Below are 25,129 nucleotides of genomic sequence, written 5' to 3'. Positions count from 1 at the left end.
GAGTAAACATGGCTGATGTGGCAATAATCGGTATCTCTTGCGCGTTTCCCGGCGCAGATTCAAAAGATGAATTCTGGCAGATGATTAAAGATCACAAGGTTGTGACGTCTTTGGAGCCTATCACAGTGCTTAATCACAAAATAGCTGCTGAGGGAGTATTAAAAGATGCTTATAGTTTCGATGCGCCTTATTTTAATCTCTCCCCACGTGATGCAAAACTAACGGATCCACAGTTAAGAAAGTTACTTGAACACAGTGTATTGGCGCTTTATGACGGCAATATCACAGCACACCTTGATAGAAATCACATCGGTACTTTTTTGAGTGTGGGAACAAATCAGTATTTTAATAAATCCCTTGCGAATTCAAAGTATAATGCGGATGAAAATTTACAGTACTCATTGACCATAGGGAATAGTCATCACTGTGTAGCAACTCAGGTTGCTTATCGATTAAATTTGCAGGGGCCTGCATATACGCTATCTACTGCCTGCTCCTCCTCATTGGTCGCTATATATCAAGCGTGCCGTAGCTTAACAAATGGCGAAAGCCATGTCGCGTTGGCTGGGGGTGCATGTATTAATACACCGCACGGTGAAGGATATGAGTACACGCCAGGTGGCGTGCTGTCTGAGTCGGGGAGATGTCAGCCATTCTCGAGCGAAAGTGACGGTACAATTCCTTCAAGTGGGGTTGGTGTGTTAGTGCTTAAACGATTAGAAGACGCACTTGCCGATGATGACAAAATTTATGCGGTGATCAAAGGTGGCGCTATCAATAATGATGGTGCCAGGAAAGTAGGTTACACTGCACCGAGTATAGAAGGTCAAAGCGAGGTTATCGCTCAAGCCCTAGTGAATAGCGGCGTTGATGCATCAGCAGTGGAATTTATAGAATGCCATGGTACGGCCACAGCGATTGGTGATTCGATTGAAATAGAAGCACTGAGTGAAGTGTATGACAAGCCAAGTGCTGGCCATTATGCACTGGGTGGGGTGAAATGGAACATAGGCCATACCGATGCTGCGGCGGGAGTTGCCAGTGTTATCAAAGTAGCAATGTCTTTGAAAAACAATATGGTTGTTGGTTCACCTTATCTGACTGACTACAACCCTGAGTTGGCGATGGAGTGCCGTCCATTCACTGTTCCTAGCGCGAATCAGCCGTTTAGCCAGCCTCAACCGTACGCCGCAGTGAGCGCATTTGGTATGGGTGGTACCAACTGTCACCTGATCATGCAGGCGTATCAAGGCACGCAGCCGCAATCACTTGTATCGGCTCAGGTGGGTGAATATGTTATGCCTATTTCGGCCAGAAGTGAAAGTGCACTTAATGCCTTGGAACAAACTCTCGCTCACTGGTTAGACGTACACCCAGAGGTGCGATTTGAAGATGTTCTTGGTACACAAACCTTGTGCCGGGCACAGGAAAAAGTCCGCCGCTTTCATATAGTAAACGATATCAAAACTCTGAAAAATAGCCTGCGCAGTGCAGAGCACAAAATTGTCTCAACCGTGGCAACTCCAGACGTTGTTGTGGTAGTTGAAGGACAAGGCAGTGATATCAAAGGGGCTGCTGGTTTTTACTATGAGCATGTGACAGGTTTTGCCCAGTACTTTGACAGGTGTATGCAAGCTTTCGCAAACTGCTCGGGAATGCCAGATGATTTATCAAAAGTGGCACTGGATGAAGTCTACGATAAAGATATTAGCTCATATCAGACGCTCTACGCGCAGCCCATTTTGTTTTCTATTCAATATGCGTTGGCACAGCTGTTAAAAGCGCAAGGAGTTCAATTTAACGCATATATTGGTCACAGTTTAGGTGAGTGGATAGCTGCTGCTATTGCAGACTTGTGGAGCTTTGATGATGCGGTCAAATTAATTGCTTGTCGTGCGGTGGCATTGCAAGCATGTCAAGATGGCGCAATGTTAGCGGTCTTTCAGGAAGCTAATAAGCTTGAATCATCTTTATTTGGTACTTTGACCATCGCCGCGATTAATAGCCAAAGCATGACTGTGGTATCTGGCTCACAAAATGATATTGCAATTTTGAACCGTACTTTGAACAGTGTGGGAATTAAATGTAATCAATTGAAAACCAATAAAGCGTTTCATAGCCCTATGATTGCAAGCGCACTGCCAGCCTTACAGACCGCTTTAGACTCAGTGCAATTTAATAAGGTCGGTGGCAGCGTTTACTCTAATTTAACGGGTAAAAAAATGCCATTTAGAAAAACATGCAATGCACAATACTGGCTAGATCAGGTTATGGCTCCGGTGTTGGCTGGGCAAAGTATTCAGGCTATCAATGCAAAAAGCGCGGTATATGTTGACTTAGGGGTCAGCAGTACTATGCAGAATATAGTTTTTAACAATACCACTAATGTGAGCGATAAATATGTCAAAGTAAAAGGCACATTAAACAATGGCGGGATAACCCAATTGCTGGGGCAGTGCTGGTCATACGGTATTAAGGTTAACCCACATATCGACTTCCAGTGGCAAAAATTGAATATGCCTGGATATGTTTTTGATAAAGTGGAGTATTTTCAAAAGCCTAGTGAAGTATTCTACAAGCAGGGAAAACAAGATGTTGCTCAGTGGTTATATCAAGATTCATGGGCTATCAGCCCAGCGAATTTGACGGTTGTCGATATAGCGACTCCAATTGCGGGTTATGCAAACTGGCTGCAACAGCGCGATAGCTTTATTTATACCGGCTTTGAACTAGCTAATGACATTACACCTGATAGCTTAACGACATTCATTGATGAACTTAAAACCCTGCGTCCGGAAGGGACTATGCAGGGTTATGTACTGTACAAAAGTAGCTCAGTGCCCTGTGCTGAGTCATTGTCACAATGTTATGGTTATGCGCTGAGCGCTTTGTGTAATGTCATCGCACAAGAATCACCGAGCATTAGTTTTAAGCTGCTGAGCTATGGCACTGATAGACAACAGTTACTGACATCAGAACTAAGCAAAGTGAATATGCAATCTAATGCACTGCACTTCGATGGCAGACATCTTTGGCACAAGGTGTACGCACCTCTACGCGCAGTGGATGAACCTTATACCTTGCCACAACAAGGCTTTGTGATGATCACAGGTGGATTGGGCAAAGTGGGTTTAGCGCTGGCGCAATATCTGATTGAGCAGACCCAATTAGATGTAGTGCTGCTTGGTCGAAAATCGACAAACCTCCCTCATGTTAAATTGGCCGCGCTGGATGACTCGCTTATTGATAACATCGAAAACAAGCATGCGCTTGCCATGTTAAAGGACTGTGAACGTGTTTCATATGCCTGTGCATGTGTAACCAATGAACCACTTTGGCATGATCTCATCGACAACATCAGTGCGCAGTCAGGTCCGTTAAAAGGCATTATTCACAGTGCCGCATACACAGATTCAAAAGGGTTGTTACCTGTGCTATCAACAGATGCTGAGAATATGCAAAAGCACTTCTCTGCGAAGATCTATGGCTTAACGACATTAGATAACCTGTGCCAAAAATATCAGCCAGAGTTTTGTTTATTAATGTCTTCCATCTCCACGGTACTTGGTGGTGTTGGTCTTGGCACGTATGCATTTGTGAACCAGTATATGAATGAATTTGCGACGTTCAAAGCAAGTACCACGGGTACGCGTTGGCTGAGTGTGTCGTGGGATGGCTGGGACTTACATGATGATCCTGAACTGTCTAAAGAAATCAAAGCATTGGCTATTAATAATCTGGATTGTGCCGACATTTTTAATCATGTTTTCCGACTGATGAATGAGCGCCATGTGATTGTATCGACACATGACTTACAAACACGTATTGAGCAATGGGTGACGACGGGAATATCGACGCGTGCAAGTGCACAAAATCATGAACTACATCATATAGAAGAAGTTGCAAAACAGGCGTTTATTACCTGCCTTGAGATTGAAAAAGTTGACTTGAACAGCAACTTTTTTGACCTAGGCGGTGAGTCTGTCATGTTTACTTCGCTCATAGCGAAAATCAGAGATAGGCTAGGTTTGTCGCTGCCGCTTCATGAATTCATCAATAACCCAACACTGCATAATGTGATAGAGATACTTAAGGCTGAGGCGGGCCTAACAGAGTTATCCACAAAACAAGTAAGTGAGCAACTAACCGAGATTTTCCAAGAATTACTTGATTTACCTGTGGTTAATCAGAACGATAATTTCTTTGATGTAGGTGGTGACTCGTTGATCTTTACACAACTATCCAAGCGTATTCGTGATCAGCTAGGTTTTCAGCTGCCTCTACACAAGTTTATTGATAATCCGACGATTTCACACTTGGTAGAACTAATTTGCAAAGATGCTTCACATTCTACGACGGATGATGTGTATGACGATTTAGTACTACCGGCATCGTTACAGCCAATTGCTTTGGCAGGCAACCCCCAGAAAGTCTTCTTAGTTACAGGTGCCTCGGGTTTACTTGGTACCAATTTAGTCGCTACCTTGTTGGCGCGTGATGAAGTGGCCAAGGTGATTGCACTGGTTAGAGGTACAGATCATAAGCATGCGTACAAGCGAGTCACATCTCAGTTGCAGCGCTATGCGCCAGAACAGTCACAAGATAAGTTAAGTGTATTGTGTGGCGATGTGGCAGAACCTTTACTGGGCCTTGATAGCAATGAATATCAAGCACTATGCGAGAGCGTTACGGATATCCTACATAATGCGGCACAGGTTAATCATATTCTGGATTATCGTAGTCTAAAGCCAACAAACACTCTTAGTGTAATAACGCTATTGGAAATGGCGTCTACTCATCAGCACAAGCATTTACACTTTGTGTCGACGCTCGCGTGTGCGTTTGAGCTGAATGATACCCATCGTTATACCGAGCATTTGCCAACCTTGGCTATCAAGCCTGCATCAGGTGCAAATGGTTATGCCCGTTCTAAATGGGCGGCAGAGGTGTTGTTAGAGCAAGCAGTGCACAGAAAATACAGTGTCAATGTGATTCGACCCTCAAGTATTATGGGCGACTCAGCCAAGGGCACATTCAATCCACACAGTGACCACTTATGGTTGTTTGTAAAAGGCTGTTTGCAGTTAGGAAGTTATCCCGATGTTGAAAATGAAATCAATCTCACACCGGTAGACTTTATGGCGACGCTGATAGTAACTATTTGTCTGTGTAATGAAAACACAGTGTACAACGTGCCCACCCCTCATGTAGCACAAATGACAGACATCTTTTCGCTACTCAAAACGCGTGGCCATCAGCTTGAGGGTGTACCTTATCAGCATTGGATTGAGCATGAGCTAAGCAAAGTTGACCAAAGCAATGCACTGTACCCAATTTTACCTTACTACGCGCAGCAGACGCATAGAGATGACTTGGCTCATGACTATCGTAATGTTGTGGTAGATAACACAGCGGCTTTGACACGTTCATTGAACTTGGCTTTTCCTGAGCCAAAAGATTTTATGAGTAATTTGGTGGAGTTTTTGGAAAATGACCAATTTTTCGCGTCTTGATATATCAGTAATTAAGGATAAAAGTTTAACTGAACGTGACGGTGTTGACATTGGCTCATTATTTAATGCCTCTGCACAGACCCACTCAGACAAAATTGCCCTGTTTGATAAGCATCAGCGCTTAACCTATCGGGAACTAGATTTGGCTGCTAACAAGGTGGCCAATACTTTGCTTGCAGATAAGGTCAATACGCCCGTTGTTGTGTACATTCAGCGATCTATTGAAGCAGTGATAGCGATAGTGGGTATTGCGAAAGCGGGTCTGACGTATGTGCCCGTTGATAAAACTTATTCAACCCAGCAATTGGCCTTTATTTGTCAAGACTGTGGCGCTAAACAAGTGATGAGCGATGAAGCGTTAGCGCAAGATATTCACTGTTATCTGGTGGATAATATTTTAGCACACGGACGAACCACTTCGATCGCCGAAAATATGATGAGTCATTCGGCGTATATTATGTATACGTCAGGCTCGACTGGTGCGCCAAAAGGCGTACTAATACCACATTCAGGCATAACACGTTTAGTGATCAATAATAATTTTTTGACACCCAGTGAAGGTGAATGTGTTGCACATTGTTCATCGATTGGATTCGACGCATCGACCCTTGAACTTTGGTATCCATTGCTCAATGGCGGCAGTGTATATGTTATCGATAAACATGATGTTTTAGACTTTGCGTGTTTTGAACAGCAACTTAAGAAGGTGGATACACTTTGGCTCACGGTGGCATTGTTCAATACGATAGTCACGCGTCACCCTCAGGCATTATCGCATATCCGTAAGCTTCTGATCGGTGGCGATGTGCTGAATATTGAAATAGTTAGGCAGTTTTTAAACAGTGAGCATTGTCATTTAGAGGTGTTTTTAAATGGCTACGGACCAACAGAAAATACTACCTTTACAACAACTTATGATATTTTTAAGTTAGCGCAGCAGCATACCAGTGTACCAATTGGAAAGGCGATTTCAGGCACTTCACTGAGCATTGTGGATAGCGATTTAAATCCGGTAAAAGAAGGGGAAGCTGGGGAGTTAATCGCCTCAGGCGAGGGCGTGGCGCTGGGGTATACCTGTGCAGAAGAAACTAAAAAGAAATTCTACTGGGTTGAAGGACAACGCTTTTATAAAACTGGAGACATAGTACGACAATTGTCGTGTGGAAATTTAGAGTTTATTAGCCGTAAAGATAACGAAGTAAAAATTAGGGGCTTTAGAGTCAATCTGTCACAGGTTGAGCAAATCATTAATACCGTCCCAGCAGTGCGTATTTGCTACGTCAGACCTGATACGCGTTACAATCATGAGGCTCTGGTTGCCTACATTGAAACTAGTCAAGACTTCTTATCTACATGTGAGCAAACCGTTCGTCGTCATCTACAGAAAAAATTACCACAATACATGATCCCGAATCGTTTTGTGGTAGTAGATGATATACCCATGACACGAAATGGTAAAGCTGATTTAAAAGCACTGGAGTTACGAATTGAACAAACAGCTCCATCACAGCATGTTGTTTATGGCTGTGCAGTGAGCGAGGCTGTTGCGCGCGCATTTGAGACAACATTGGTACATGCTAATGTACACACTGATATCCACCGCGGCTTTTTTGAGCTAGGTGGTAACTCTCTACAGATATATGCATTGTTGGGTCAAATTGCCGACAAACTCGGTATACAAATTTCGATTAGTGAGTTTTTATTAAATGACAATATTGCGGCACTGGCGAAGTGTATTACGGCCAAACAAGCGCAACATGTTGCGCAGCCTAATGAACAGATAAGTAGTGAGTTGCTAAGTCAGTTACCTATTTCACCCGCCCAGAAAAGGTTGTGGTATATAGAGCAGATCTCTACCAAACAACATGAGAATTTGCTGACATTTGGCTATCGAATTCACGGCCCATTAAACGTGGAGCATTTGCGTGAAGCGTGTGCTGCGTTACTTGCCAAACACAATGTCCTACAAACCAGTCTAAAAGAAGACAAAAGTCAGCTAATGCAACATGTTGCGACCAGCAATGTATTAGACTTCGAGCACCTGACAGGGCGACGTTGGAAAGAGATCTATCAAGACGAAGTTCAGCATACTATAGAGCTTGATGGCGGCTCATTGATCCGTTTTCGACTGATTGAACAACAAAAGCATCAATTCGTGTTTCTGGTGTTTTCGACTCACCTTGTTTTGGATGGCTGGTCAGTTAGCTTGCTCATAGAACAGCTTGGTTTTAACTATCAGTTGCTCAACAGTGGGCAATTTCTTGATTACACGCCGAATTTTGCTTACTCAAAAGCCACGTATAATATGCTTAATTATCGTGATTCTGAGCAGTTTGTGAGTGATTTGGCTTACTGGCAGACTTACTTACAAGACTGTCCAGACCCTGTGATCATTCCAAGAACGGATGTAACGCTCAATCAAACCAGCCAGATAACTACGCACAAAAATCAGTTTAGCGTAACGCTTGGACGTCGGTTAACAGCCTTAATCTCGCAACGGGCAAAAGAGCATAACATCAGCCTATTTGGCTACTTAGTGTATTATTACGGCGTAGCACTTTGTCGCTTCAGTGCATTAGATGAAGTGTTACTGGCCGTTCCTAGTGCAAACAGAGATGACGCTGCTGATATCGTGGGAATGTTTGTCAATACCATTCCTGTGCGTCTGAATTACAAACAACAACCTACTTTAAAACAGGTGCATCAAAATATTTGTGAATGTTTGTGCCATGCCAAGACCTATTTAGATGAAATCAAGCAACACTGCGCTGCACAGCGAATATATGTAAACCTAAATTGCTTACAGGTAGGCATCGCAATGCAAAATACGGGACATGATAAAGCTCTGACTCTTGTGGGTTGTGGGTCTCAGTTTATGCAGTTGCCGATTGAAAAAGCACGCTTTGACCTATTTGCTCATTGTCGCTTAATTGATGATCAATTAGAGGTGTCATTTGAGTTTGACAGTGAACACATCTATCTAGCGTATGTTGAAGTTATCGCAGATATTTTCAAACAGCAAATTCGCAATTCTGTGGAATGGGATGACGAGTCTCAGACGTGCCAAAAGCTGAACCTCATAGCACAGAATAGTCATCATATACTTAAGCCAACACCACTGATGAATTGTCTTACATTAGCCTGTCAGACCGCGGCCAATGAAATTGCCGTTATTGAGCAAGATAACAGTTACACGTTTTCACAACTAGCTAGTGATGTTGTTCGTATGCAGCAGTTTTTGCAACAACGTAACATGCCATCTAGTAGCCGTATCGGGGTGCAGATTGAACCATCATATGCATACATTGTCTCTATTATGGCGATTTTGTCTGCCGAGTGTTCATTTGTGCCACTCGATGCAAATTACCCACAACAAAGATTAGAGTTTATCGCCGAGGATGCAGAACTTGTTGCCACTATTGTGACTCAACCTGCCGAGCAGTCTATTTATGTTGGCCAACTTGAACTGAGCATAATGACTAATGAAAACCTTGTAACGACTGACATACATAGTAACGAAGCTTGTTTACTTTATACCTCAGGCTCTACTGGGGTTCCTAAGGGTGTGTCGATTTGTCGAGATTCAATTTTACGTTTGGCACAACAGCCTAATTTTCTTAAGCTGAATAAAAATGATCGCTTCTTGGTTGCATCGTCCCCTGCGTTTGATGCGTCTTTGCTGGAGATTTTTGTGCCGTTACTAAACGGTATCAGTTGCAGTATCTTGACCAAGCAAGAATTACTAAATTATCAGACTCTCGAAGCGCAGCTGATCAGTAAAAAGATTAACACCGCGTGGCTTACCGTGTCACTTTTTAACGATATTTATGCGAACTACCCACAAGCCTTGGCTCCGTTCCAAAACCTGTTAATTGGTGGAGATGCACTACAGATCACCACCGTTCGTGCATTTTTAAGCAGCTCACATTGCCGACTAAATCAGTTTGTTAATGGCTACGGGCCGACAGAGTGCACAACCTTTGCTACCTGGTTTAATATTTTCGAGTTGCAAGATAAACATACCTGTGTGCCGATTGGTAAGCCTATCAATGACACCTTTGTGTATATTCTTAACACTGAAAAGCAGAGTTGTCGAGTCGGTGAAGTCGGCGAAATAGCTATAGGTGCGCCATGGCTGAGACCGAACTACAACAAACGAGCAGCACTGAACGACGAGAAATTTATTATCAATCCAAACTATGATTTGGATGATTGCTATTACCTGTACCTGACAGGAGATCTTGCTCGTTACAATCCAGACCTGGACATTGAGTACATTGGGCGCTTAGATAAATTGGTGAAGATCCGTGGTAATCGCGTTGAGCTTGGTGGTATCAACAAAGTGCTCTCTGCTCATGAGTACGTGGCAAACTCTCATGTCTGCGTGGTAGACAATAATGGTAAGAGCATTTATGCCTATGTTGTTAAGGGTAAACACGATATTACTGATAACGATTTACACAGTGATGTGCTGACCTATTTGCGTCATAAGTTAGAGCCTTTCCAGATCCCTTCGGCAATTATTGTGGTTGATGAAATTCCATTAACGATTAATGGCAAAGTTGATCAATCGAAGCTATCTTTACAGGTAGGTAGTGTAGGGTGTGACCACATCGCTGCGACGACAGACACCCAAAAGCAACTCCTTACATGTTGGCAGCAATTATTAAATTCCAACCAGTTTTGTATTACTGATAGCTTTTTTGATATTGGTGGACACTCTTTACTGGTACCTAAAGTTATTAACCTTGTGCAAAGCACGCTATCAAAACGTCTCTCTTTTGTAGACTTTTTACAGCACCCTACAATCAAAGGGTTGGCTGAACATATTGATTCGCTGACATCAGACGATGTGCCGAGTTATATAATGATACCGACTGAGTACCCTAGTTACCCGATGACCTCTCAGCAGTTAAATCTCTATTTTTCTCATGAGTTGTCATGTCATCAAGCGCTGTACAACATTCCGGTTGCTAAGCGCTTTACACAACATTTTAACGAGTCTCAGTTGCAAATTGCGTTACAACAGTTGTTGCTCAGGCATCGCGTGTTAGGCGCAACCTTTGAATATGATGACAACGATGAGCTGGTGATGATGTGTAAGCAGCACACCACATTGGCTCTCAAGGTGTATCCTGTTGCGAACGAAGCAGAAGCCATCACAATCTGTAAAGAGCTGGCGATGAAGTCGTTTGAGTTGGATTCAGATCAGCTGTTTGAATGTTATTATCTGCCGTTGGCAGACAAAGTAGAATCACTGATTTTCATCAACATACATCACATCATTGCGGATGAAGCGAGTATCGTTTCTATATATAAAGCGCTTATTGCACTATATAATGGCGACGATTTACCTGCGTCAGAATGTGATTTTATGGATTTCTGCTGGTATCAGAATTCGATGATTGCACAGCAAAATCCACAGGATAATTTATTGTTTTGGCAGGACGTGTTTGCTGGGTACAATGGATTACTTAAGTTCACGACTCAACAGCGACTGCAAGAAACTAATAGTGAGGCTTTTAAAACACGCTTTGAACTGAGTTCGGCTCATACGGCGAAGCTAACGCAGCTTAGCCAATTAACTCAAGCATCACTATTTGAGCTGTCTTTGGCTGTATACCAATTAGCAGTTATTCAGCTTACACAAAAAGATGACATCGTGATTGGTTTCCCTTATTCTGAACGAGCCGAACACAATCTGCTTGATGCTGTTGGGTATTTTGTTGACATCATCCCTAGCAGAGTGCAATTGGTGTCCCCGCAGCATAGCGTGCCTGAACTCAAAGAAGTGATAGCACAAAACCGACGTTTCATACAGATGCGTCCTACATCTCAAACCATTCCGTTTGTGCCTGATGTCGTTAGGCATGAGCATTACGCGTTACTCGTACAGAATGTGTTTTCATTCCACACTGGTGAGACAACCGAAGTGTTGGGTTTCGATGTAGAACTAAACAACAAATACAGCCGCTTTGATAGTGTGTTTAATCTGACACTGAATGAACAAGGTGGCATGGCTGAAGTCGAATGTGTCAAAGATCTCTATACACAAGGTACTCCAAGTGAGCTCTTTGCTGCATTTACGGCAGTCATTGAAAAAATTAATTTAGGTAATTAAACATTAGGCAAATAAATGACAGTTAGAAAAATAATAGAGATTCCAGATGAAAGATTACGTGTAACTTATCAAAAAGTTGAGTGTGTGAGCACGGTGCAAACACTGATTGACGATATGTTAGACACTGTTTACAGCACCGATCATGGTATTGGCTTAGCCGCGCCACAAATCGGGCGAACAGAAGCCGTAGCAATTATAGATATCTCTACAACTAGGGATAATCCATTAATTTTGATTAATCCGGAACTTGTTGAAACCGATGGTGAATATATTGGTGAAGAAGGATGCCTTTCAGTACCCGGTTTTTATGCCAATGTTAAGCGTTTTAAGAAAATCAAAGTTAAGGCGCTAAACCGTGAAGGTGAAGAGTTTTTTGTTGAGGATGACGGTTACTTAGCAATCGTTATGCAGCATGAAATAGATCATTTGCATGGCAAAATATTCATTGATTACCTATCTCCACTAAAGCGTCAAATGGCGATGAAAAAGATTAAAAAGCAAAAAATGATAAATAACAAATGAAGTGTTAGGAATTCAAACAATGAATACAGAAATATTAAAGGACTTTCTTCCTGCGATACGTAGCAGTGATTACATCATGGATTTTGGTGATAGGGCATTTAGTCAAAGAATGCTCAAAGAACACTTGAATCAAGGCAGTGAATTTGCCAGTCGAACTATTTCGGAAATAGACCGCCAAGTGAGCTTTCTGTTTGATAAATATCTGACTCAAGGAGATAAGTTACTTGATCTGGGTTGTGGTCCAGGTCTATACACCACGCGTTTTGCAGAAAAAGGTGTAACCACATTAGGGGTGGATGTGTCACCTGCTGCAATAGAGTATGCAAAAGAGCACGCAACATCAGCAGAAACATATCAACAAATTGACTTAAATAAATTTGACTCTAACGAACAGTTTGATTTAGTGCTGTTACTTTTCGGTATCGCAAACAATCTGGAACGACTTGATACATTATTAAGAAAACTAAAACGCAACTTAAAGTCCGGTGCAAAGCTGGTCTTTGAATTGATGGATCTGGAATTTATGAAGTCACTGGAACAGGGTAATGGTACTTGGGTGTTCCATCCAGAAGGTGGTCTGCTAAGTGAACAACCGCATTATCAGCTATGTAGACGAGTCTGGTTTGAAGATCAAAAAACCCTGATTGATAGAAATATGGTGATTACCGATTCGGCACAAACCAGCATGTATGAAGGGGTTTTCTTTGGTTTTGAACTGTATGATTTCAATCAGTTATTACAAAAAGCTGGCTATAAAGAAGCACATATCATTTGCCGTCAATTAGAAAAAGGTGAGTTGACTAAACATTTCTTTATGGTTGAAACAGAGCTCGCATAGAGCCTACTAGTTAAGAAGTTATTCAGAATCTTTTTGAATATCATTGTGTTTCATATATTGGAGACCATAAGTAATTGACCTTGTTTAAGATTTTGTGTAATCGCCACTTCATCTTATTAAATGTGACCGTTTAGGCAGTCACCGAATTCAATCATAAATCGGCTATATGAACGCATCCCGTTTGCAAGACAAAAATCACGCTGACATCGACGGTAGGTTGCAGCTCTCCGGCCTTATTGCAGTCGATGCTGCGAACCTCGATGTAATCCGTTGACCGGTTCGGGGTATTGGGTGAGTAGAGCTGTCCAGTCACCCAGACAGCCCCTCCTCAGAACCGGACGTGCGGAACTACCGCATCCGGCTCCCGACAGACCAGTGTCCCCACACATATTTAGCGAGAATTGAACATTGAATGTATTTTCCATCGAGGTGGATAATTCAGCATTTTCAGGATTCGATTTAGCTTTTCCCACGTTAACCGGCGACGCCTCCTTTCCGGTTGAACCGATCCACTTGCTTTGGTAGATAAATTGCTCAACTCTTCTCTGGTTGTCAGAAATACTGTGATAGTTTATCCAGCCTCTGACTACCCTGATGACAGTATTCAGGATTAACCTTATATCAGTCGTATTCAGGTTCTTCCGGAGAAAGTCTCTGAGTCCCTTCAATTTGGCTGCGAACCGATCTTCCCGGCTGGTAAACTTCAGCCGCCAGAAGCCTTTTCGCGATTTTCCCCAATAGCAGGTAAGGCCCAGAAAGTTAAACGTGGGTAACCGTTTTCCTGACAAATCGGCTCTCATTGCTGCAACATGTCCCGCAGAAATTAACTGCGATTTGTCACCGTGCAACTCCAAACCATATTTATTCAATCTCTTTGGTAAAACTTCATTGAAACGCTTTGCTTCTTTGGGATACTGAAAGGTAAACACCATGTCATCGGCATACCTTACCATCTTGCCCGACCACGAATATGTGAGTGGCTGATTTCGTTAAGCCATTCATCAATCACGTGATGTAGGTAGATATTGGCAAGCACGGGTGACAGGATTGAACCTTGTGGGCACCCACGGACATTGCTGGAAACCACATTGTCTATCATGATGGGTGCCATTATCAGTACCCAATCAGTCTGAGAAAACGTCGATCTGATATCGTCTTCCGGAGTAAATTCATCATCTCGATATGGGGGATCGTGTTGAAATACTTTCGGATGTCGATTTCCACTACCGCACCATTCCAGTTTCTGAATGTTTGCTGCTGTAGTGCCCTTAATGCCGTATGACAATTTAGCCCCGGCCGGAAACCATAAGAGCAGGGCAGAAACAGCGGGTCATAAATCCGGCTAAGGATGTCACTGACCGCAAGCTGAACCAGCTTGTCCTCTATGCACGAAATGGCCAGAGGCCGTTTACTCCCATCTTCTTTTGGGATCTCGGTTATCCGTGCTGCTTTAGGGTGGTACGTCCCTCTGCGTATCCGTACAATGAGACGTTGAATGTTTTCATCGAGATGTTCACCATAAGCGGCTTTTGTCATGCGATCAATACCCACGCTTTACTCCCATCCAGCCGCTGGAATTGCCCTTTCAGCATGTCACCGTTCAACAAATGCCCTAATTTATTGAACACTTGCTGCTTATTGCCTGCTGATTTCTCGCCTATATGCTCAAGTTTCGTTAACCATGAAATTCCGTCGTTGCTGTGTACGGTCATTGTTGCCCTCTCACGTTCGATCTGTCTGCCAGCCCTTCGTTCCACGGTCATTACCCGCTTCATCACTACTATGACTGACTCCGACTTCCTGATACTCATTTCTCCGGCCTTATGTTTTGCACTTGCGCCAGAAATACTCACTCCATTGAGAAATATCAGGATCTCCTGGGTTCCATACTGTTCTCTACAAACTCGCTGGCGCCTGCGGCTCCGGTGTGTGCTGCTGTATGGATATTCGCCAGTATGACCATCCAGTAACTGTTGCCTGCTAGCTGGGCTAACTATCGGCACACACGATCAGATGTATTTCGGAGCTATCACGTTCATCATTTGATTCCGGCTCGGGTGTTTCGCTGTCTACGCTTCGTCTCCTTTGTTACCGCCGGACACGCAAGACTCGCTACGTAGTGGTCTGGCTAACCTTCTACGGTGGGACTTTCACCCACAAGATCAGTACAGCTTTTCCCAGCGCACTGCCCCATTCCCTCGAAAAGTTCACTCACCGCGATTCATTATTATGTAACCGGTTCTTCAGTTTCTGAATCGGCCAGCGGATCAACACGTTCCAGCATACTGTACAGGTTCAGTAAACCATCCCGGTTTCCAAAAACGTAATTTCCTGCCAAGTTGTATATGATGCCAAGCTACAGGTGAAAAACCTGCGATCAAATTAACTGCTTTTTGGTTTCCTTCCTTCTGAAGCTTCTCAATCAATGCAGAAAGCAACGCTGAATTGTAATAAATAATACAATTAGCAATGAGTCTGGCACAGTCATTCCATTGATCGATTTGATAATCGTGTCCGCCCCGGAACTGATTGCCATTGACCGATGCGATAGCTCTGGCCGACGAGTTGTCTGATGTTGAAACATCAAATAAAGGCATGAAAATCACGTCATTAGAGAATAGTGTTCCTTCCAAGGTTTCACCTTTTTCCGACCTGGTTTATGAGATACTTCCTCATCCGAAAATGACAGAGATACTGGAGGAAGTAGACAGCTGGACCAGTTTTACCCGTCATTTTACGCATCTCAAAAATAATAACGTCAGACCAAAAAGACAAAAAGCTATTGCTAACCACCATCCTGGCCAATGAGATCAATCTGGGGTTGACCAAAATGGCCGAGTCCTGCCCCGAGGCAACAAAATCATCATTCGAAGGTATTCAGGCATGAAACCTATTCAGCAGCACTGGCCGAACTGGTCAATATTCAGAAAATGCGACCTCTGGCCGCTTTCTGGGGCTATGGGACAACATCGTCGTCAGACAGGCAGAACTTTCGGGTAAGCAGCCATGGACGTTATGCCGGGCAGGTTAATCTTAAATATGATCAGGAACCGGGTGTGCAAATTTATACGCATATATGAGACCGGTACAGTCCGTTCTATACCAAAGTGATCAGCCGGGTACGAGACTCAACTCACGTGCTTGATGGCCTGTTGTATCACGAAAGTGATCTGGAAATTAGGGAGCATTACACCGACACGGCAGGAGTCACACTGGAATGAAGTATTGCGTCCGGCAAGCTCGATTAAACAGGGGATAGTCACAGCATCCCTGATGATGAAAAAGTTAGCCAGCTATCCGAAGCAGAACGGACTGGCCAAAGCACTGAGAGAGATTGATCGCATTGAGCGAACATTGTTTATGCTGGATTGGTTTCGTGACCCCAGTCTGCGCCGACGAGTACTGGCGGGTTTGAAGAAAGACGAAGCCCGTAACGCGCTTTCACGGACCGTCTTTATGCACAGACTGGGTGAAATCAAGGATCGTGGGCGGAGCTGTGCCAGTGGGTTGACGTTACTGACATCAGCGATCACGCTGTGGAACACGGTATGTATAGAAAGAGCGATTGAGTCTCTGAAGTGAAAAGGGATTTCTATTAATGAACCCTGATATTACATCTTTCTCCTCTGGGATGGAAGCATATCAATTTAAGTGGAGATTATGTCTGGGGTAATAATTTTAAACTGGGGGAAGGAAAATACCGGCCATTGCGTACTGTAAATATCGATTTGTATAAAAAATATCCTTATCGTGGGGTGTTTAATGAGCAACTGTCTTTCGCTTTAAACCGTGTGGAAAGATTCATCCCACGGTTTATTTGTTTTTATCATTGCATTGAGAATGACCAGTAACTTACGCATACAAGCAACGATAGCGACTTTATTTGGCTTGCCTGCTTCGGTTAATCTCTTGTAGAAAGCGCAGAGAACGGGGTTAAATCTAATGGCTGTTAACGTAGCCATATAAAGCATTCGACGCACCATTGCTCTTCCTCCAAAAATTGTTCGTTTTCCCCGGAAGAACCCAGAATCCCGATTAAACGGTGCAACGCCAACCAAAGCACTAATTTCACGGCAGGTTAATTGACCCAACTCCGGGACATCGGCGATCAAAGTGGCTATTGTGGCAGGACCAACGCCTTTTACTGTCGATAATAAATCGAGTTTGGGACGATGATAGGCCTTGATGTGGTTAGATAACGCCGATTCAATGACCTTAAGTTGTTCTTGTATAAAGCTGATCATTAAAGTGATGCTTTCTCGCATTTCTGGATGGCAGCTTCCTAATCTTTGGCGCTCCGAGACGGAAAGTGTGACTAATTGGCGACGGCGTGTGATCATGGCTTGCAGCACTTGTTGCTGAGCAGAGGGCAACACTCTGATTATTTTATCCCGATCTGTTTGTTGAGATAAAACCAGGACTAACTGTGCCAGCATTTGAGCATCTATTTTATCGGTTTTGGCTAGATATCCCATTGCCTTAGCAAAATCACGAGCTTGTCGGGGATTGACGATAGCAACAGCTAGCCCTATGGCCTGCAAAGCACAAGCAACGGACATCTCGTAACCCCCGGTTGCTTCTAATACAACTAAATCAATCTCATAGTTAGCCAATGTAGCTGCTAGTTCATCATGACCTTCAGGGGTATTTGGGTATGTCATGACAGTTCCCTGAACACCAAAAGCAACATCAAGTGAAGCTTTAGCAACATCAATACCGACACAAATTATTTCAGTCATGGTTCTTCGGCTCCCATTCTTGCAAATGCGAATTTTATTTCAAGCAACTGTTCGGGTTTTTCGAAGAAAAGTAACAATCATGCGTCGAAAGCTCATTAACGGGCTTAATCCCTTGATGGTTGTCTGACTGCATGATTGTTGCCAATCTCACTTAACCAGCATAAACCAGATTAAAGATACAAGATGGTCACTCCCTCCTTCAAAGTAAGGAGTATGCTAGAAACAAGCCTCATTTAGTGGAGAACCATCATGGAAAATATCGCGTTCATTGGTATCTATCTCGGTAAAAACTCTTTTCACATCCACTGCCAAGATCGGCATGGAAAGTTTGTTTTCCGTAAAAAATTTACTCGACGAAAACTCTTTGAGTTTCTGGCAACATGTCCTGCAACTACTGTCGTCATGGAAGCCTGTGGCGGTGCTCACTTTATGGCACATAAGTTTACAGAGTTGGGGCATACACCAAAGCTTATATCGCCACAATTTGTTCGACCTTTCGTCAAAACTAATAAAAATGACTTTGTTGATGCTGAAGCAATCTGTGAAGCAGCATCACGCCCCTCAATGCGCAGAACGGAATCTCAGCAGGCTATGCGGGCGCTGCATCGAATTCGGGAATCTTTGGTGCAAGAGAAACTCAGTTGAAACAGTTTTTAAGTGAGGATGAAGCGGGACAGCGGTTACTGACAATTCCCTGTGTGGGGACGATTACTGCAAGCACCATCTCCACAGAACTTGGAGATGGAAAACAATACGCTAGTAGTCGTGATTTTGCCGCGGCAATACAGTACTGGTGGGCGAACAACATTACTGGGGATCAGCAAACGAGGTAATAAAAAGATCCGAACATTATTGGTTCAATGTGCCAGCGTTTTTATACAAAGGCTTGAACACCAATCGGGTAGATTGGCTGATTGGGTCAGGGGGCTTCTGTGTCGAAAAAGTAATTTTGTGGTGACCTGTGCTCTGGCAAACAAGCTGGCCAGAATAGCTTGGGCATTGACAACGCGGCAATAGGCCTGTTGAAGAACCTGTAAAACGGAATGGCTCAGTGGAAGCCGTATATTTTTCTGAGGTTCATCAGGCGCGGAACTCATCGAGGCGCAGGGTATAAAGCCTATTCAGACGCCGGATAGATTCAAGCAAGCCAACATATTTTTCAGTATTGCAAAAACGGGAGTGACCATAGATTCGTTTTCCAAGCGGACCCCAATATGTGTTGGGACACAGATCTGTCTGGAGCCGGATGCGGTAGTTCCGCACGTCCGGTTCTGCGGAAGGGGCTGTCTGGGTGACTGGACAGCTCTACTCCCCCTAGATCCTGGTAACGGCTATTCCTACTGCGACCTCAATAACTATTTTTTGACAAAAATCACAATTCATTAACTAATCTGGTTGTTTGATTGTTTTTTTCATCAAAGTGGTAAAAGATAATTAATGAATAAAAGCGAAAACCATGATCATATATTCGTTATATGTTTTAAAATTAAAACTTAATGAGTTTTCTAACTTTATTTAGACAATATAGCCATAGCATTTCAAAATACATTTTCCAGTTGTTGTTATTAATTCAGCTTGGAGGTTAGATTCAAGTTGTGCGGTAGCCTTGGTGTAACAATTAAGTTAATAGAGCCATGCAGCCAATAGTTATATCCTCCTCCTAAGAATAAAATTCACGCTCGAAAAATGTTCCTATGAATTTATTCCCGTTGAGAGGAAGGCTTGTCACATTTTTCAGGGAGAGTTTTTAATGTGCGGAGACCGTATTAACTCCAACATCTAGGATTCTGGCGGTATCACGAACTATCGCCATATCAACAAGTTACTCTTTCATTCCGGGCTTACAGGCTTGATAGATATATGCTATTTGGAAAGTTTTGCGGCAGGCATAACAGTGATACTGAGGATGACTACCATTTCCGGCATCATGCCCTTTTACACCATCCGGTTTATGACAATAACGACAACAAACTTCTACAATAGCCTTACTTTACCTACCAAAAAAATGGGAAGTTTATCATAGCGATCTAACCATTAGTGGCATGACCCGACCGCTCAGCCACCTTGAAGCGTGCTCACGAAGTGGCTGCATACTATAAGTGATTTCTCGCCCAGGTGCAGAAGGAGTTGGACGATCCTATCCCAAAATTCACTCAGGAGGAGTCCCAGGCGGACATGGCCAAATTTTTTATGTGTTGGTGTATCTGGTCTCGAAAACGCACATCAGCATCTTGCCCGTGTTGCAAGGGTTTTAAAACGAATAGACCGGACTATTTAGAAAGTCATTAACCAAAGGAGCTAATTTTGCTGGAACTCACTCAGTTTATTCGCGCTTCGTTTGCATCTAGCGTGAACCTTAATGAAAGCCATATCTTCGAATCTGACCTGAGTCTTGCTCAGATAATGTCGCAGTCGGAAACTCTGCATAACAGCGTCGACTTGATGGAAGCGTTCGCCAAAGTCGCGAACCAGGTCAAGCGCAACTATGGAGTAAGGGTGAGACTGCCCGCTTTCCCGATGGAAACAAGAATCTCGGAAGTGTTGTCAGTTTTTGTCGCGGAAATCGAGCGCTATCGGGAGGCAGACGATGCGCCGGCATCCGCTGTAACATCCTCGGGCTCCATTCAGGAAGTGTCCTGATATGTCGGCACAGATTAATCCTTTGCCGACGGTGGAAGTCACGGCCGAGATCATTCCCGATCTGTACCACGTCTTTTCGGATGACAGAATGTCGCTGATCGACGTGACGTGGATGCAGCACCGCTATCATGAAAAGCGCCGCTGGAGTTCGGTCGAGTTGCTCGCACAGATCGACGTGGACCAGTTGTCGCATGCCGACAAGGTCTACGTCTGGAACGCCGGCCGCGCGGAACTCACCACCAAGCCTGGTGCCGACAGACTAGCGCGCCTTGCAGATTCGGAATGCCGTCGCTGGCTTGAGACTGACACGCATCTAGCGTCAGTCATGCAGGCATGCGGCACGTGGAGCCGTTACTGGAACGAGGAAGAAAGTTTCCACGAAGCAACGTTGAACATTCTGGCACAGCGCTTGGGGATGACACCTATCTCGAATGAAACGTTCATCGAGTTCAGAAAAATTTTCCCCGACGACAATATGCTGCGTACGTTATTCCTGCTGGCGATTTCTGAGATCACGGCAACCGTCAACTATGCGCGCTGCGCTAGTCACGCCACGGATGCCGGCTTGCGCACGTTGTTCAAGCGGATCGCTGCGGATGAGGTGCAGCATATGCGCTATTTCATCTCATTTTCCAGAGCTCTGGTTGACAGCGGGAAATACCACGCAAAAGAAGCATTTTCGATTGCGCATCTGTTTCTGCGCGAAGGCGGAGAAATTCAGGGCAGCGACAGGAGCAAGGTGGAAAGTCGCGACACCCACGTCAACTGGTGGGATCAGCTCGAAACGGCCGATATCGAACGACCCGAGGATATCGAGAGTAAGCAAAAAATGGTGTTTATCGCACTCGAAAAAGTCACTGGGATTCGGGTCACGAGCACAGACGAGGTGGAAGACGTCTGGATGGATCTTGTCGGGCAGTGAGAGGTATAGGGACTGACATACAGGCGATCTCCGAGTCTGCGGCGTTGGCCAACATATGCACCCCAGGCGTATTTTTCACCGAGGGTGAACTGGAGAACGGCGGCAAGCATGTCGTCCATAACGGGGATGCTGGCAGCGAAGGAGTCGCTGTTGAAGGTGTTGCGTCGCCGTCCGCGTGGTTGATTGAGAATCGTCTGCGCGCCGACGTATCGATTTCTCACAGTGGGGACTACGCAACGGGCGTAGTCCTGATCTATAAGGATGATTAATGCGTTTTGAAACGGTACATACCTGCCTGTCGATAAGACGGGGTGACCTGGACAGCGCGGGCCATGTGAATCATGCACGAGCACTTGAGTATTTCGAGCAAGGCCGCTGGGAATGGTTACAACGACACCGGTTAAAGCAGTGTACCCGAGTCGTACCCGTGGTATCCCGCGTAGAGATCGACTACCGCAAAGAGTTGTTCTGTGGGCGACTCAGGATAGAAACAGAGCGTGTGCACGACGACGCAATCTACAAAGCCATGTTTGATCAGCGCATTTATGCGGGGGATGCTACGGAGCCGTCAATCACGGCGTCCGTTCACGTCGCCTTCATCGATGTGAACGGGCGTCAGTTGTGTACGGTGGACGATTTCCTGTGTGCGGCGGTCGAGCCTTTGCAAACTTTGGCGGAGCGTTGACGCGATTTGTGAATTGCCCCGTTTTTTCCGGAGGTTCGTGAGTGGGCGTGCGGATGGTGTTGGAACACTAAGGAGACCGGGAATCGCAATGGAAAGTGATCGCATCGATTGCAGCGAAGTTTGGCTGCTCGGGTGAAACACTGCGTAGCAGGGTGCGCGCGGGTACGAGTTCGCAGGCGCTTGAGCGCTGACCGAAGTGATGGTCAGAGGTGATCCAGCGCCTCGGATCGTGGCTCAATCTACAGCCCGTTGAAATGGCGACGCTCGAATGGATGGACTGTTCAACAATCGTCGGCTCTTCGATCCCATCGGCAACATTCCACCTGCCGAGGCAGAAGCCGTTTATTATTCAAAACTCGCTAGGTCCGCCATCATGGCGTGACTCAAGCAAAATGGTCTCCGGGAAAACCGGAGCGATTCATTGCGACGAGAGAGGGGAGGATGACAATGGGTGCAGCAATGCAGGAAAGGCCACATGGTTTGGATAAACCTACGGTTCGTACGGTGCTCACGGAAGACGGGGTTCAGTTGAGTGTACAGGCTATCTCTCCCGACGGTGGTGGGCGTGGTATCGCGCTGCTATGCCTGCACGGGCTTTTTTCGGATGGCCGCTTTTTTTATAACGGGAGCAAAAAGGGGCCTGCGGCTTATTTTTTGAAAGAGGGTTGCCAGGTCTTTATCGGTGAGCTTCGTGGGCACGGCCATAATCGAGAGCAGGTTGGTTCGTTGCCGCGTGACTGGTGTTTTGACGACTACGTTCAGCAGGATATAGGCTGTTTGATCGAGCACGTATATTCGGTGCACCAAGGTCCGTTTTATGTCGTCGCGCACAGTTTCGGAGGTTATGCATTGCTCGCAAGCTTGGGGCACCGCCCCGAATTGCAGCGATGTATTCGCGGCATTTGTCTCTTTTCGTCAGCCGTCAACGACTATTCAGAACACGGCTTGCGCAAACGCATTTTCTTCAATTTGGCCGCGGCGCTATCGGCCGTATGCGGGTATTTTCCGGCTCGCCGTTTTGGACTCGGGGTGTCGGATGCGCCGAACGGGTTAATTCAACAATTCCGGCATTGGGCACTCCGTGGCTCTTTCGATAGTCGTCGTGGCGACATTGATTACTGGCAATCCCTTCAGTTTGTCACCGTTCCCGTGTGGGCCGGCGTCGGTAGCGGGGATACGTTTCATGCATCGGTCGCGCGGGGCCGAAAGCTGCTCCAAAAACTTGGCAGTGCTGACAAGACATTTGTTGAACTCGGCTTGACCAACGGGTTTTCCAAAAATTTCGGCCATATTGACGTGCTTCGAGGCGAGGCGGCTGCGACGGAGATCTTGCCGCAAGTTCTAGCCTGGATAAATGCGCACGAGGCGGCTGCGTGTACTGAAGGTGCCGCGCCAGCGGTATCTATGGATTCAGGGCCGGAGAATCAATGAACAAGAATGTTGTATCTTCACTGATCGTCCCGCTTCGGGATCGCTCCCCGCATATCGGCCTCTATTTGTACGATCGTCGCGGACAGGCGAACTTTGTTTCGTATCAGGCTCTGTACCAGCATATCTGCCGTGCGATGTGCGAGTTCCGTGCAATTGGCATACGTCCCGGGAGCCGAGTGATCTTGCCATTTTCCACGTCGATAGAAAGTATCACCGCCTTCTTTGCGTTGATCGGCATGAAGGCATTGCCATTCTCCGTGAAATTGCCAATCTCGGGTGGCAGCCATGACGAGTACTGCGAGTTGCTCCAGGGCTTGATACGGCGTTTCGGCTGTGTTGCTATTGTTACGACAAAGGCAATGCCGATACGACTCGAGGGTGTCGTACAGGTGCAGGTATCGACGGCATCGCTGGACCATCGGGCGGACGTAGAGGGTATAGAGTGGGCCAATCCCGCACCGGAAGATATCGCTTTCGTCCAGTTTTCTTCCGGTACGACCGGCCAGCAAAAAGGGGTTCCGATTCGGCATGGACAATTGATTCGGCAGCTTGAACTGATCCTGAGCCAGGACGATAGAAGTAGCTCAGATGTCGGCGCAAGCTGGCTGCCGCTTTATCACGATATGGGTTTAGTGGGCTCGTTGTTGAGTACGATGCTGGCCGGCCACAGTTTACATCTGGACTCTCCGGCGGGTTTCCTGATGGACCCGCTGGCGTGGTTAGCTTCGCTTTCCACGCATCGTGTGAGCATTACTGCCTTGCCAAATTTTAGTATGTCCTATCTGTTGAAGCGCCTAGGCGAAGCTGATGCCGACGAGTTGTCCGGTTGCCGGTTCGATGCGTTGCGCCGCATCTATGTTGGGAGCGATGTGATTGACGCATCAGTCGTATCTCGCCTGACGCAGCTATTACAGCCGCTCGGTCTCTCGGATAAAGCCATCACTCCTTGTTATGGGATGGCAGAGGCTGTCTTGATGGTCAGTTGTAAACCCGCGAACGACACTGTTCATTTGTCGAGCATCGAAGGACGTCGGGACGTGGTCTCCGTGGGTACAGTTTTGCCCGAGTTCGAGGTACGGATCCTTGTCGAGGGCAATCGTCAAGGCGGGAGCGGCGAAGAAGGGGAAATACTGATTCGCGGCGGAACTCTTGCGTACGGGTATTTCGAGGATGAACGCGCGATGATCGATGCGGACGGTTTCTACCATAGCGGCGATATCGGCTACTTGCAGGATGGGCATTTGTTCATCAGTGGCCGCATTGGCGAACGCATCAAGATCAACGGCGAAAACCATTTCCTGCCGTATCTGGAAAATACAATTCAATCCCATCCGGGGCTGCGCCCTGGTGGGGTCGCAATGATCCAGTCGGGTAAAAAACTCATCGTGCTGGCCGAGCCGAAAGCGGTGAGTACCGTGGCCGAACTCGGCACCTTGCGCAGCGAGCTGTCGACGTTGCTGATGGCGAAAACAGGTATTAAGGTGCCACGCGAGCAGATATTTCTGGTGCGACGCGGCCAACTGAAGCGAACGAGTAGCGGTAAGCTGCAACGCAGTTTGATTTGCCAGACATTTGAGCGTCAGGGCTTTAAAGCGATCCTCAACGAATCTGGAGCAGATAATCGCTGCAGCTAAGGAAAAGAGTGCGCAATGGGTGAACAATAAAATAAGTCCATCACGAAGACTATTTTCAAAAATAACCCGCGACTCAACCTCCGG

11 protein-coding genes and 4 pseudogenes are annotated in these 25,129 nt (G+C 45.6%); 12 read left to right on the top strand and 3 right to left on the bottom strand.

Annotated elements, in window-relative coordinates; translation table 11 throughout:
• The first annotated feature begins 8 nt into the window (after positions 1 to 8).
• The 4 genes from WDV74_RS17855 to WDV74_RS17840 are packed head-to-tail and all read left to right on the top strand — an operon-like array spanning position 9 to position 12,994.
• Positions 9 to 5,513: a thioester reductase domain-containing protein gene (locus WDV74_RS17855; RefSeq protein ID WP_338885719.1), complete on the top strand. Its 5,505-nt coding sequence runs from the start codon at positions 9 to 11 to the stop codon at positions 5,511 to 5,513.
• Positions 5,491 to 11,634 (top strand): AMP-binding protein, encoded by a 6,144-nt coding sequence (locus WDV74_RS17850; RefSeq protein ID WP_338885718.1) that lies wholly within the window; start codon positions 5,491 to 5,493, stop codon positions 11,632 to 11,634. The genes WDV74_RS17855 and WDV74_RS17850 overlap by 23 nt, the downstream gene beginning before the upstream one ends.
• Positions 11,635 to 11,649: 15 nt before the next feature.
• Positions 11,650 to 12,156: a peptide deformylase gene (gene def / locus WDV74_RS17845; protein ID WP_099140013.1), complete on the top strand. Its 507-nt coding sequence runs from the start codon at positions 11,650 to 11,652 to the stop codon at positions 12,154 to 12,156.
• Positions 12,157 to 12,175: 19 nt separating this feature from the next.
• Entirely contained in the window at positions 12,176 to 12,994 is an 819-nt protein-coding gene (locus WDV74_RS17840) for a class I SAM-dependent methyltransferase (protein WP_338885717.1), read from the top strand.
• Positions 12,995 to 13,385: 391 nt separating this feature from the next.
• Here WDV74_RS17840 and WDV74_RS17835 read toward each other — a convergent pair.
• Together WDV74_RS17835 and WDV74_RS17830 are read right to left on the bottom strand one after the other, a co-directional pair.
• Positions 13,386 to 14,706 (bottom strand): annotated as a pseudogene (locus WDV74_RS17835) (reverse transcriptase domain-containing protein).
• 555 nt (positions 14,707 to 15,261) lie between these two features.
• The gene (locus WDV74_RS17830) at positions 15,262 to 15,591 is read right to left on the bottom strand and encodes a Tn3 family transposase (RefSeq protein WP_338885716.1); all 330 of its coding nucleotides are present in this window, start codon (positions 15,589 to 15,591) and stop codon (positions 15,262 to 15,264) included.
• On the opposite strand from WDV74_RS17830, the pseudogene WDV74_RS17825 reads away from it, so the two are divergent.
• Positions 15,536 to 16,845: pseudogene (locus tag WDV74_RS17825) on the top strand (Tn3 family transposase); the annotation flags it as partial. The gene WDV74_RS17830 and the pseudogene WDV74_RS17825 overlap by 56 nt on opposite strands.
• On the opposite strand, the gene WDV74_RS17820 reads toward WDV74_RS17825, so the two are convergent.
• Positions 16,777 to 17,733: an IS110 family transposase gene (locus WDV74_RS17820; protein ID WP_338885715.1), complete on the bottom strand. Its 957-nt coding sequence runs from the start codon at positions 17,731 to 17,733 to the stop codon at positions 16,777 to 16,779. The pseudogene WDV74_RS17825 and the gene WDV74_RS17820 sit on opposite strands and share 69 nt — an antisense overlap.
• Positions 17,734 to 17,982: 249 nt before the next feature.
• Between WDV74_RS17820 and WDV74_RS17815 the strand changes: the two are divergent.
• The 7 genes and pseudogenes from WDV74_RS17815 (at position 17,983) to WDV74_RS17785 (ending at position 25,045) form a co-directional block, all read left to right on the top strand.
• Positions 17,983 to 18,750: pseudogene (locus WDV74_RS17815) on the top strand (transposase).
• Between the two features lie 1,287 nt (positions 18,751 to 20,037).
• Entirely contained in the window at positions 20,038 to 20,373 is a 336-nt protein-coding gene (locus tag WDV74_RS17810) for a hypothetical protein (protein ID WP_338885714.1), read from the top strand.
• Between the two features lies 1 nt (position 20,374).
• On the top strand, positions 20,375 to 21,295 hold the full coding sequence (locus WDV74_RS17805; RefSeq protein ID WP_338885713.1) for a hypothetical protein: 921 nt from the start codon (positions 20,375 to 20,377) through the stop codon (positions 21,293 to 21,295).
• Between the two features lie 268 nt (positions 21,296 to 21,563).
• Positions 21,564 to 21,980 carry a thioesterase family protein gene (locus WDV74_RS17800; RefSeq protein ID WP_338885712.1) on the top strand — a complete coding sequence of 139 codons (417 nt, stop codon included), beginning with the start codon at positions 21,564 to 21,566 and terminating at the stop codon, positions 21,978 to 21,980.
• Positions 21,981 to 22,183: 203 nt separating this feature from the next.
• Positions 22,184 to 22,362 (top strand): annotated as a pseudogene (locus WDV74_RS17795) (IS3 family transposase); the annotation flags it as partial.
• Between the two features lie 65 nt (positions 22,363 to 22,427).
• Positions 22,428 to 23,411 (top strand): alpha/beta fold hydrolase, encoded by a 984-nt coding sequence (locus WDV74_RS17790; protein WP_338885711.1) that lies wholly within the window; start codon positions 22,428 to 22,430, stop codon positions 23,409 to 23,411.
• Complete coding sequence (locus WDV74_RS17785) at positions 23,408 to 25,045, top strand: AMP-binding protein (protein WP_338885710.1); 1,638 nt, start codon at positions 23,408 to 23,410, stop codon at positions 25,043 to 25,045. The genes WDV74_RS17790 and WDV74_RS17785 overlap by 4 nt, the downstream gene beginning before the upstream one ends.
• The last annotated feature ends 84 nt before the right edge of the window (positions 25,046 to 25,129 follow it).

It is taken from the genome of Xenorhabdus sp. TH1 (genome assembly GCF_037260955.1).
GTDB lineage: Bacteria > Pseudomonadota > Gammaproteobacteria > Enterobacterales > Enterobacteriaceae > Xenorhabdus > Xenorhabdus griffiniae.
Note: the sequence above shows the minus strand (reverse complement) of the source record. Positions and strands in the feature narration are given on the sequence as shown.